Source organism: Psychromonas hadalis ATCC BAA-638, from assembly GCF_000420245.1.
Lineage (GTDB): Bacteria > Pseudomonadota > Gammaproteobacteria > Enterobacterales > Psychromonadaceae > Psychromonas > Psychromonas hadalis.
In genome coordinates, this window is sequence record NZ_ATUO01000108.1 from 1 (window position 1) to 12,806 (window position 12,806).

A 12,806-nucleotide genomic window follows, 5' to 3' on the forward strand; every position below is an offset into this window, starting at 1 on the left:
CACGAAGTCGCTACGCAGAGTTCACCAAAAAAGAGATTGAATCTTTTATCTTCTTTTTTCTTTGTGCCTTCGTGGTGTTAAATTTTTTTTGAGCTTACCGTGTACCTAGCGGAGTTGAACTATACTCATATTTTGACTTTAAGTAGGTGGATAAATGGCATTAGCTTCACTTTATTGTCGCGCGCTCTCTGGTGTTGATGCGCCAGAAGTATTAGTGGAAGTACATTTAAGCACGGGGTTGCCGAGCTTTTCGTTGGTCGGTCTACCTGAAACCTCTGTGAAAGAGGCCAAAGAGCGGGTGCGCAGTGCGATCACTAACAGCAACTTTAAATTCCCCTTTAATAAAAAAATAACCGTTAATCTTGCCCCTGCTAACCTTGCCAAAGAGGGTGGGCGTTTTGATTTAGCCATCGCATTAGCAATTCTTATCGCCTCTGAGCAGTTATCGGAGATAAAAGCGAAACAGTTTGAGTGTTTTGCGGAGCTAACATTAGCGGGAAATCTACGCCCTATTGACGGAGTTATCCCCTGTGTATTAGCCGCCAAATCTGCACATCGAGCCGTCATCGTCTGTCCTGAGAATCAACATGAAACGGCATTAACAGGTGTGCAATCTTATGTGGCAAGTTGCTTAACCGATGTTTGTGCCTTTTTTCAAGATCTGAAGAAACTCCCCTCTGCGCAAGTAAAAGAGAAGCCACTGCTTAAAGAACAACCCGATATGTGTGATGTGTTAGGGCAAGAGCAAGCTAAAAGAGTGTTAGAAATCGCTGCTGTTGGTGGGCATAATTTGCTTTTGGTCGGCCCTCCCGGAACAGGGAAAAGCATGTTAGCCGCGCGTTTTATGACGCTTTTACCGCCACTTTGTGAAGAACATGCACTGCAAACGGCTGCTATCTATTCTGTTTGTGGTAAAACGCGAGAAGATTGGTATCAACCGCCATATCGCTCTCCACACCATTCTGCGTCTTCGGTTGCATTGGTCGGCGGTGGCGGTAAACCCAAACCGGGAGAGATATCACTCTCGCACAGAGGGGTGTTATTTTTAGATGAACTTCCTGAGTTTCCACGCGCTGTTTTAGATAGCTTACGCCAACCCTTAGAAACCAATGAAGTGACGATTTCACGGGCGGCTAACCAAGTGACCTTTCCCGCAAATTTCCAATTAATCGGTGCGATGAACCCTAGCCCTTGTGGGCATATTAGTGGCGAGTTAAGGCGCAGTACGCCAGATCAGGTGTTGCGTTATTTAGGGCGTTTATCAGGGCCTTTTTTAGATCGTTTTTCACTATCAATTATGGTGCCTTTATTACCAAAAGGGTTACTGGCTTCCTCACAAACGGGAAGCAAGTTAAAAGGTGAGACAAGTACACAGATAAAACAGCGAGTTTTAAAAGCGAGGTCGCGACAACTTCAGCGCCAAGATAAACTCAATCATAATTTATCAACACAGGAGATAGCTGAATTTTGCCGATTAAGCGAACAAGATGCGCTATTTTTGGAGGAGGCAATTAATAAGATGGGATTATCGATTCGGGCATGGCATAGTTTGTTAAAAGTGGCGCGTAGCATTGCAGATTTAGCGGAGAGTGAAACTGTTGAACGCCAACATCTATTAGAGTCTTTAAACTATCGTGCCATGGACAGGTTGTTGAAAAACATCTCTTAATCAAGGAAGAAAAAATGTTGCGAGTCAGCGTTGTTTTACTGTTTTTATGTTCATTAGTTGCTTGTAACCCTTTTGCTAATAATGAAACGGGCAACCAGTTTGTTTTGAAAAAAAACAAATTGTTTTTTATGGGGCATGATCTGGTTGATTGGCAGGGTAAAACGTTGCCTGAGTGTGAGTTGTGCTCATTTAATATTCACACCAAAAAAATGTTACCCGGTGCGATGTTATTTAGGCAGATTAATAATGAACGTGGTGATCTGGTCTTTTTAATCGCCAGTAATATCCGTTACAGTTTTGCCCTGCAAACGGGTGGGCAATCTTATTCAATCAGGGTGAAAATAGAGGACGGAAAATTAGCCTTAACCACAAGCTCAACAAATTCACTTTTATTGGCCGTTAATCAACAAAAAAAATTAACCTTAGGTGGATTGAGTTACTTTGTATTGTTGCATAAGGTCAATCTTGAAAAGGAGTCTGTAGATGTTGTTATTTGGCGAGACAACCCTTTGTGAAGTGCTATGGCTGAATGGTTAACCTGATGACCCTATGTGAATTATTCTCTCCTGTTGGATAGCTTGCTTTTCTCCTTTTATTTTCATCAGTACGAAAAAAATAAAACCCCATCACATTGCTGTCATGGGGTTTTTTGTTATTTTGACTGTATTTTAAGCGTTAGCGTATTTGTCTTTTTATGATTGTTTCTTTGCATTGAATCGTTTTCTTTCAAAGCGAGCAATCCACCACCATGCTAAACCTGAGAACACTGCGGTCATAAATACATTAATGAAGAATGCTTTAATGAAATCGACGCCTGTTGGGAAAGCGGATGCCGCCATACTAATGACAAAGATAGCGATAAGCACTGATACAATACTCATACCGACTTTACGAGAGCCCATGCGGAAATCACGTGGTGTATCATCGTGCTTCCAACGGAAGACAAAGTAAGCAACCATGATAAAGATAGGCGGTATCATTGCTGTACCTGCCGTCAGGTTAATGGCTACGTTCATCATATCTTGTACTGAGTCAGATCCAAAACCGCTAACTAATAACATGATAACGACAAACAAAAACTGCCACCAAGCCGCACGTACTGGAACACCGTGTTCATTTAGCTGTGTTGTTTTCTCGCCATAAACACCCTGTGGAATCTCAGAGAAGTGAATTTTTACAGGTGCCGCTGTCCACATCATCATAGAACCAAACATTGCGACGAATAATATGATACCAACAAAACGACCCACTAATGTTTCAGATATGCCAAAGTATTGTGCCATACCAGTAAATATTTCGACCATACCCCCTGCATAAGTTAAGTCTTCACGCGCAACGAATACGTTTACAAGTAAAGAGCCAATCGCATACATTGCACCGATTAATACACCCGCTGCAATAATAACTTTAATGAATGTTTTTGCGCCTCCTTTAACATCTTTTAAGTAAGCAGCCGCTGTTTCTGCACCACCTGCCGCTTGGAAAATCCAACACATGATACCTATCGTTGCCCAGTTAATAGTAGGCGTCATTGCTTCAAGGGTAATCGGCTCTGCAGGAACGTGGTCGCCACTCAGTGCCATTAGTGCGCCAATAATATAAACAGAGAATAGCGCAAACACACTGTAAGCGACTAACTCAGAAATTCGCCCTAACCAGGTTGCTCCCTTGGTTGAAATTTGTGTAGCAGCTGCAAATAAAGTAATTGAAATAGCCGATGTCACCAGCGGTGAGAAGGCATATTCATAACCGAGCATTGCGTATGAAGCATAAGAAATTACGTTCGGTAGCAAGGAAACAAACCAGAACAGGTTAACAAACCAATATAGGAATGAACCAAGATAGGCCATTTTTGTGCCTAACGGTTTTTTAAGCCAATCATACATGCCTGATTCTGAGTCTTTATTTGCCGAAACAAATTCTGCAATAATAAAAACAAAGGGAATAAAATAAACCAGTGTTGCCAGCAAAAAGATAGGTGCTGAGCTTAAGCCCAACTCGATATTATTATTAACGATGTTACGAACGTTAAAAACCGCCACAAAGGTGATTGACAGTAAGGCAAACTTGCCCATAGTGCCACGAACTTGTCCAGACATAATGTACTCCAATAATTTATTTAATTATAGATAGTTGAATTTTATTGTTACTAAAAATCAACAATATCCTGCATCCCTTGGTTAATAGGGATGCAGGATAAATGGTTACTTATTTAAAAAATAGCCATCTTCGATGGTGACTTTTAACAATACTTTCCTAACGGAGGCACTATTGCTTACACGATAGGCTTGATGGTTTTCAAAAATAATGACTTGTCCCTTGTTAATGTTTTTAATCTGCCCTTGGCCAGTGAAAAACTCGTGGTCAGTATCATCGTTATAAGGCGCGACGAGAGTGAGTTTTTCTTTATCTGCTATCTCAATATTTTGCTCGCCTTCAAGGTAATAATGCACATCGAAATAACGTCTATTACCAACAAATTGTTCACTGTTTTTTATCTCGCCGTTATCAACCATATAGACTAAAGAGTCACCAATTGAGTGATAGACGTTATCTTTAATATTATCGATGTTTTCAATGGCTTCAATGCAACGGTTCCATTTACGGCCATCGCGGTAGAGCGATTTGAACTGTGCTAAATTGTCTAAAATAATCATTATTTATCTCCCTGAATAAAGTCATGGTTTGCAAGATATTGACCACTGCCTGAACCTTGATTAATTGGCATTAAGGTTAAGCCATAAGCGAATTTATCCATGTGTACACGGTATGAATCTAATACTTCAGAGCCCCAAGAGTTTGAACCTAATCCCATTACTTGATGGTCTAAGTTAAGGGTGATGTAACCACTTAGTTGCAGTTCGTTAGTATGTTGTGCTTGATGGATATTTTCGTTGCTGTAGAACCATGCACTAAAGTTCAGTGGCTGGTGGCCTTTAACAAATAACCCATTACCTTGGCGGTTCACTAAAGATAACCATGAAACATCTTGGCGATTACCGTTATTTTGTGGGAATGGATAATTTTCAAACATAGCTGCGACATTGGTTTTGTAACGGTCAATCAAGTTGCTTTGTTTGCTATCTTGATAGTTCTCGTCAGGACCACGGCCGAAATATTCCACTTGGTCAAATTGACTTTTAATACCCATGTCTAAACCAATCACGGGAATAACATGTGGGTAGTCACCGTAACGCTCACCGGATAACTGCATATTGAGTTGCCCTGATGCACTGATCTCATACACATATTGACAGCGCATGCCAAAATCAAAAACGGGAGGTGCAACAATACTGTCGCAGGTGATAATCACTTTCCCCTCTTTTTGAACAACATTTAACTGGCGGAAGTGCTCTTGCATAATTTGCAGATGCGCAGGCTCCCATAACCCTTCAAATTCTTGTTTGTGGTTATCAATCATGGGCTTAAAGAAGTTTAATTTGGGTGATGTATGAATAATTTCTACATCATCACTTATCCACGAAATTAGTTTTCCGTTGGTTTTTGAGAAGATTAAGGTAAAGTTAAAGCCTTCAATTTTCCATTCAAGCGCGGTTTCAATGACATCTAAAGCGATAGCATTATTGGTTTGATAAGTGGGTAGCGGCAGCTGACTTTCCTGTGCTTTAAATTGGAAAATACCTAATTCATGGTTTTTCTCGCTGTACGGTGTTGCCGAATCTTTCGTGATAGAAACATTGATAAACAGTTCACGCAGCTCAGATTCAGGGAGACTAATCTGTACTTCACGTGATTCACCTGCATTTAAGTTAAGCAATTTTTCTTGCTGTTGGCTAATCACTTCACCCTCTGCGCAAACAGAGAAGTGCAAGGTAATATCATCTAGGTTAGTGAACCAGAACTTATTCGTTACCGTTAATAGACCATTTTCAATCTCTTTTGCGTTGACTTTAACCGGGCAGATAACCTGTTTGTATTCACGTAATCCAGGACCTGCTTGCTGATTTGAGTAGATCAAACCATCCATGCAGAAATTATAATTATTAGGGTAATCACCAAAGTCACCACCGTATTTATAAACGTCATCACCTTTTTCATCTTTTTCTAAGATACCGTGATCACACCACTCCCAGACATAATGACCTTGGATATGATCATGTTTATAAAATACATTTTGGTACTCAGTTAAACCACCCGGGCCATTACCCATTGAATGTGCGTATTCGCATATAATGCGTGGTTTATCCATGGGTTGCTCGCCAAAATAGTTCATCAGTGGCGCGCGTGAATACATAGTGCTGACAATATCAACCACCTCTGCATCACGATCTTCTTCATAATGAATAAGACGCGTATCATCAATCGCTTTTGCCGCCACGCACATTGCGCGGATATTACAGCCGTAACCCGATTCATTACCCAGTGACCAGATAATAATACTACAGTGATTTTTTTGCGCGTGAATATGACGTTCGATACGATCTACAAAGACGCCTTCCCAGCTTGCATCATCAGTTATACGGCTTAAATCACCAACATTTGCAAAACCGTGTGTTTCAACGTCTGTTTCTGCTAATACAAATAAGCCGTATTTATCGCATAACTCATAGAAACGCGGATCATTGGGGTAGTGTGCGGTGCGTACTGAGTTAATATTGTGTAGCTTCATTAACTGTAGATCTTTTTCAACCCTGTCCATGCCCACAGCGCGGCCTTTTAAATGGTCGTTATCGTGACGGTTTACACCATGTAACATCAGGTATTGGCCATTCACATAAAATAGACCCTCTTTTACTTTGATATCTCGGAAACCCACATTGTGTGGCACGATTTCAATAATATTGCCTGCGCTGTCTTTAAGGGTTAAAAATAGCTGGTATAAATAGGGATTTTCAGCAGACCAAGTGGTGATATCGGTAACATCTAGCGTTAATTGTGCTGAGTTTGTTGTTAGTGTTGTTGTGCCTTGATGAATAACGGTTTGCCCATCATAAAGGGCGTATTCTAACGTCAGTGCTTGCTCTGGTATTTTATTTAACTGCACATCACAGCTTAATGTGGCATCAACATAATTTTCGCTCAAGTCAGTGCGCAGCGTAAAATCTTCTATATGGTTGTTCTCTTTACCCACTAAATAAACATCACGGAAAATACCCGCTGTCCACCACATATCTTGGTCTTCAATATAGGTTGAGTCAGCCCATTGCATCACTCGCACTGATAATAGGTTTTCACCCTGCAAAACATATTCAGAAATATCAAATTCAGCCGTTAAGCGACTGCCTTTACTAAAACCAACATAGTGACCATTCACATACACTTCAAAATAGGTTTCTACACCATCAAATTTGATAATGGTTTGTTTGTTATTCCATGAATCGCCGAGTGTAAAGCTTTTTTGATAGGCACCTGTTGGGTTATTACTCGGAACAAAAGGCACGTCAATTGGGAAAGGGAAACCTTCGTCAGTGTATTGCAGTTGACCAAAACCGTGCATCTGCCACATGCTTGGCACAGGTAATGTTTTCCATTCTGTCATTTTTTTCTGGTAGAACGTTTCTGGCACTAATAACGGGTGTTCAAAAAAGTTAAATGCCCATTCTCCACTTAATAACATAAAGTGCTGACTTAATTCTCGTTGTAGCATCCTTGCATTATTAAGTGTTGAGTAGGAAAAAAAGTATGCGCGTGCTGGCATTCTATTTTCACTTAACAGATTGATATTTTCCCAGTTATTCATATGTGCTCCGAAACTAATTATTAACAAGTAAAACTATACTAGTAAAACTTTTACCAAAAGTCTCGCGTGAAAACGTTTTCCCTTGATTCAGGTCACATTTTGTACGGTTTTTGTGAATAACTTCCGCTGGTTACATTTTGTAACGTTTAAGGACTATACGAAGACAAAAAAAAAGGATAAGCAATGGCTTATCCTTTTTAAATGTTAATAAAATTAACGCAGTGTAGAGGTAGTTTCTCTGAGTTTTAATTCATGGGGAATAATAATGCGAATCGCTATTTCCCGCTGATCGCGGTGTTTTTCAAATAATAAGTTAACACCTTGAATGCCCATTAACTCTGAATGTATATGATAAGTACTCAAGGAGGGAAAGGTAAATTTTGCGGTCGGAATATCATTAATGCTAATGACGGCAATGTCATCTGGAATTTTAATGCCTTTCTCATTAAAAGCGCGTAATACCCCAATCGATATCGAATCAGAAGCGACAAACACGGCACTTGGATAGTGACCAGAGCGAAGAAGTTGTTGTGCTAATTGATAACCTGATTCACTACTAAAATCACCGATGTAAATATTTTTTTCATTACATACTTGGTTTAATTTTCCATAGTGTCTAAAGGTTTCTTCACGTGCATCTTGGCTCCCGTAAATGCCTGCACCACCAATAAAACCAATGCTTTTTATGCCTTGCTGGATATAAAAATCAATCGCATCTCGGGTGATCTGATGTAGGTCAACATCGACACTATCAATGTCGCTTTGATTATCGCTGTGATCAATGTAAACAATGTTTTTTGTTAGTTTAGCTGCTTTTTTGAATTCGATAGGTTGTGCTTCAGCGACCATTAAAATGCCATCCAGCAAGCCTTGCCTATTATTCGAAAAATGATTGTAAAAACTTGTTAGTTGGATATTTAACTTATCACATTGCATTTCAATACCATGACGAATTGCCAAGTAGTAGGGATCGTTAACCTCTAGATCCTGTGAATAATTATAAAGAACGGCAAAGTGAAGGCGGGTGGCCTGTTTCGGTCTACTGTGGCGATTAGCAATTGTTTTATATTGTAAACGTTCTGCAATTTCAACGACTTTACGTTTGGTTTCTGCTTTCACACTGAGGGTGGGATCTTCATTTAATATACGTGAGACAGTGCCCGAAGAAACACCGGCTGTTTCTGCTATCTCTTTTAACGTTGCCATAAGTTTTTACCTGCTTTGAATATCCTGAATAAATATAAAATAGCATTTTTATTTCTATCTAACAAAAAGTAAAACTTTAACTCTCTAGTATTTTTTATTTTTTAGGGGGTAATTGCCTAAATTAATAGCGTGTAATCGTTTATAATGGCTTTTTTGTGTTTTACTAAATTGAAACTTATTGACTGAAATCTGACGAATCCTCATAAATACTCGAAAATATTGAATAGTAGGGAGCGACCTTCATGGAAATTTATGATCAAATAACTCCACCACAAAATAACTTGAATCATTAATTTCCATGAAAGTCATCGAAATAATATAGAATGAAATATAGCTTACCCCCCCTGAAAGGCATAAAATCCAGGGGGGACGGGTCTAAAAAAATAGAATAAGTTCACTTTCTAGTCATTTGTTAATTCAATCATCAAAAGGCAGGACTAAAGAAAGGGTTTGCAGAGCTTACCCGCTCATAAGACTGAACTGACGTACTTCCTAGGAATAATTAGCTTGCTTTTGGGAAGTGGGACTCTAGTCCTGCGTGTTTTAATTTATATAAAGAGAGGCTAACCCCTTCAATCAAGAAAAATCACTGGGTTGGTGGTTAACGGTACTTAACTTGTATTATTTAAACCCCTTTTCCCTGGCGTTTAATTGCCTGTACTTGATAATTTGGCAATATTATTCGCACTTCATAACAAAGTATTAAGTGGATAGTGAATGAAAATGTATAATCATATTTAGCTCAAAAACAACCGCTCAATAACAACGTATTTATTCAATTTAATTATCAATTTAGGACGTGCTAAAGTGCAAACAAACACCAAGAAAACAACTGATTTTTTAGATTCTGGCATGATGATAGCTGCTTGGATTACTTTTTTAGGCATGTTACTGGTGCTGTCTCAGGGGGAGGGCATATTACAAGAGGTGGGCGCCATTTATCCTGATTGGTCCTTTGCCGCCTTTTTTATTCCGTGGTTTTTACTGTTAATTTCTAGCGTGCAAAAATTGCGTGATAAACATTCTACTATACGTCTTCGTATCTGGATGTTAAAAACCACTATCCCCATTTTTGTGTTCATTAGCCCCTTTTTTAGCAAATATATCGCGACGAATAGTCTGTTGTTAGAGGTTGCACCTTATTGTTTGTATATGGCTATTATTGTTTTGTTTCTACTGAACTTTCTTCCATTGTTTAATGCTAAACAGAAATAGCCATTCGGGGTATCACTACCGAGTGATGCCCAGGTTATTATGCCAATTCCATTAATTAACTGGTCATATTAATTATTAGGACGTACTGCTTTAGTACGCGCCAATAGTAAAGGCGAGACTAAAGTCTCACGTCCCAAAAGATTACATATTTATTGGGTTTGGTATTACAGTCCCTCTTGTTATACCTGTTATCTACTCTGCCACTTAAAAGCTAATGTTGATTAACCGGCTCAAAAAATATTTATAGAAGCATAAGCGAGATCTACTTATAGATATTAAACAACAATATCACTTAGTGTAATCGTTTACATTTTTATTTTGATTGTGTACAATTTATTCACCTATTAGAGCTGTATCGGTACGCCATTAACGCGTGTAAGGAATGAAATGAGAACATTTTTGCAAGTCATTAACGCCCGAGATTGGGAAAATCAGCATGTTATTCAGCAAAATGTGGTTGAGCCCCATGCCCCTTTACATGCGTATCATTGTTGTGATGCTGCCCGTGATAATTTGCCTTCAGAATTTCAACAGTCATTAAATGGCCAATGGATTTTTAAATTATTTCCTCAACCAGAAAGGGTGCCAAGTAGTTGTATTGAGAAAAATGTTGATAGCGATGACTGGGGGGTTATTACGGTACCGAGTAACTGGCAGTTACAGGGTCATGACCAACCCATTTATACTAACGTAAAATACCCCTTTGTTGATAACCCCCCTTTTGTGCCGCAAGAGAACCCAACGGGCGTTTATCAAAAAACCTTTACTTTGCCAGCGTCTTGGCAAGGACGTAAACAAACCGTTACCTTTGATGGTGTTAACTCGGCTTTTCACCTTTGGTGCAACGGTACTTGGATAGGTTATTCGCAAGACAGTCGTTTGCCTGCTGAGTTTGATATTAGTGACCAGTTAGTGGCAGGTGAAAATCAATTAACGGTGATGGTATTACGTTGGTCTGATGGTTCTTATTTGGAAGATCAGGATATGTGGTGGTTAAGTGGTATTTTCCGCGATGTCACCTTGATGAGTAAACCTGCTGTTTATATTCGTGATGTGACCGTTACTACGGAGTTAGATGCGTGTTTTAATCATGGTGTTTTAAAGGTTAAAACGTGCCTGAGTACACAGAGTCAAGGATATAGCGTACGGGCACAGTTATTTGATGCGCAATTAAGGCCACAAACAGAGCCCTTGTTCGCCTCATTTGGTCAACGGGTGATCGATGAAAAAGGTATCAACAAAGATATTGCGGAACATTTTATTAACGTAACGTCACCTAAAAAGTGGAGTGCGGAGTCGCCTTATCTTTATCGTATTGTTATTTCACTGCTTAATCGTGATGGTGATGTGGTTGATTGTGAAGCTTACCAAGTTGGTTTTCGTGTCGTTGAGATAAGCGATGGTCAACTTAAACTTAATGGTGAGGCATTATTAATTCGTGGTGTTAATCGCCATGAACATCATCCAGAAAAAGGCCATGCTATTTCCTATGACGATATGCTTGTTGATATTAAATTACTGAAACAGAATAATTTTAATGCAGTGCGTACAGCGCATTATCCAAATCATGCTCGTTGGTATGAATTGTGCGACCAATATGGTTTATATGTGGTTGATGAGGCGAATCTTGAAACGCATGGGCAATTTCCCATGTCGCGTTTATCCAATGATAGTAGTTGGTTAAATGCTTATATGTCTCGTATGACCGGTATGGTTGAGCGCGATAAAAACCATGCCTGTATTATTATTTGGTCGTTAGGTAATGAATCTGGCATTGGCCATAACCATCATGCGATGTATCAGTGGACCAAGCTTAAAGATCCAACCCGACCTGTACAGTATGAAGGTGGTGGGGCAGATACCGCCGCCACGGATATTATTGTGCCTATGTATGCGCGGGTAGATGACGATTTTTTGATCGCTGATGCGCCGAGTGTGGTGCCTAAATTTTCGATTAAAAAATGGTTAGCTATGCCTAATGAACAGCGCCCTTTAATTTTATGCGAATATGCTCATGCAATGGGCAATAGCTTGGGCTGTTTTGATAAATACTGGCAAGCCTTTCGAGACTACCCACGGTTACAGGGCGGATTCATTTGGGATTGGGTTGATCAGGGGTTAACTAAAACTGATCAGAAAGGGGAAAAATACTGGGCCTACGGCGGAGATTTTGGCGATATTATTAATGATCGTCAATTCTGTATTAATGGTTTGTTATTTCCCGATAGAAGTCCGCACCCGCAGTTATTTGAAGTAAAAAAAGCACAGCAGTTTTATCAGTTTAGTTTGCTAGCGGGTAATGCATCTTCTGAAGCATTAACCATTAAGATTACCAGTGAACACCTCTTTATAGACAGTGAAGCAGAAACACTACACTGGACGGTAACGGAAGAGGGTTATGTGATTGCCACTGGTGAAGTGCCATTGCAGATATCAGCCAAAAATTCGCAGTTATTAACCTTACTTGAAACTAAACCCGCACAAAAAGCAGGTTGTGATTATTTTCTTAATATTGAAGTGTTATTAAATCAGGACAAACCTTGGGCCGCTAAAGGTTTCATTGTTGCAACGGAGCAACTTGTTTTAGCTTCTGTCGCGCAATTACCAGAGTTGCTTTTATCTGCAACTGATGCACCCGAACTAATTGAAACACATGACAAAATCATCGTTAGTGGCAAAGATTTTGTGATTGAAATAGATAAACAACAGGGACTGATAAAGCAATGGTTAGTGGCTGGTGAAAATAAACTATTACAGGGCCCTAAAGATAATTTTTATCGTGCACCATTAGATAATGACATTGGTACCAGCGAAGCAAATTGCATTGATGAAAATGCTTGGGTGACACGCTGGAAAACAACGGGGCTTTCAGATTTAATGGCTAAGTGTGTTTCGATACAGGCGGTTTCACTCAGTAAAGAGGTCCTTGTTGAGGTTCAATTTGGTCACTATTTTGAAGGTAAGTTAATGATTACGAGTCACTGGCAATACAAGATTAATGGCCAAGGAAAAGTA

At 39.6% G+C, this 12,806-nt stretch carries 8 protein-coding genes; 4 read left to right on the forward strand and 4 right to left on the reverse strand.

What is annotated here, in order from left to right; all coding sequences use genetic code 11:
* The first annotated feature begins 154 nt into the window (after window positions 1-154).
* Both G322_RS0113065 and G322_RS0113070 read left to right on the forward strand, forming a co-directional pair.
* Window positions 155-1,669: a YifB family Mg chelatase-like AAA ATPase gene (locus G322_RS0113065; RefSeq protein ID WP_022942205.1), complete on the forward strand. Its 1,515-nt coding sequence runs from the start codon at window positions 155-157 to the stop codon at window positions 1,667-1,669.
* 14 nt (window positions 1,670-1,683) lie between these two features.
* The gene (locus G322_RS0113070) at window positions 1,684-2,184 is read left to right on the forward strand and encodes a hypothetical protein (RefSeq protein WP_022942206.1); all 501 of its coding nucleotides are present in this window, start codon (window positions 1,684-1,686) and stop codon (window positions 2,182-2,184) included.
* Between the two features lie 177 nt (window positions 2,185-2,361).
* Here the strand turns inward: G322_RS0113070 and G322_RS0113075 are convergent, their stop codons facing one another.
* The 4 genes from G322_RS0113075 to ebgR all read right to left on the reverse strand — a co-directional run bounded on the left by G322_RS0113075 (window position 2,362) and on the right by ebgR (window position 8,576).
* Window positions 2,362-3,768, reverse strand: coding sequence for an amino acid permease (locus tag G322_RS0113075; RefSeq protein WP_022942207.1), 1,407 nt, complete (start codon window positions 3,766-3,768; stop codon window positions 2,362-2,364).
* A gap of 105 nt (window positions 3,769-3,873) precedes the next feature.
* Window positions 3,874-4,326 carry a beta-galactosidase subunit beta gene (locus G322_RS0113080; RefSeq protein WP_022942208.1) on the reverse strand — a complete coding sequence of 151 codons (453 nt, stop codon included), beginning with the start codon at window positions 4,324-4,326 and terminating at the stop codon, window positions 3,874-3,876.
* On the reverse strand, window positions 4,326-7,370 hold the full coding sequence (gene ebgA, locus G322_RS0113085; protein ID WP_022942209.1) for a beta-galactosidase subunit alpha: 3,045 nt from the start codon (window positions 7,368-7,370) through the stop codon (window positions 4,326-4,328). Before ebgA ends, G322_RS0113080 begins: the two co-directional genes overlap by 1 nt.
* Window positions 7,371-7,583: 213 nt before the next feature.
* Window positions 7,584-8,576, reverse strand: coding sequence for a transcriptional regulator EbgR (gene ebgR, locus G322_RS0113090; RefSeq protein ID WP_022942210.1), 993 nt, complete (start codon window positions 8,574-8,576; stop codon window positions 7,584-7,586).
* 807 nt (window positions 8,577-9,383) lie between these two features.
* On the opposite strand from ebgR, the gene G322_RS0113095 reads away from it, so the two are divergent.
* Window positions 9,384-9,791: a hypothetical protein gene (locus tag G322_RS0113095; RefSeq protein ID WP_022942211.1), complete on the forward strand. Its 408-nt coding sequence runs from the start codon at window positions 9,384-9,386 to the stop codon at window positions 9,789-9,791.
* 387 nt (window positions 9,792-10,178) lie between these two features.
* Window positions 10,179-12,806 (forward strand): beta-galactosidase (locus tag G322_RS0113100; RefSeq protein ID WP_022942212.1); only part of this gene is annotated, 2,628 nt, incomplete at its 3' end.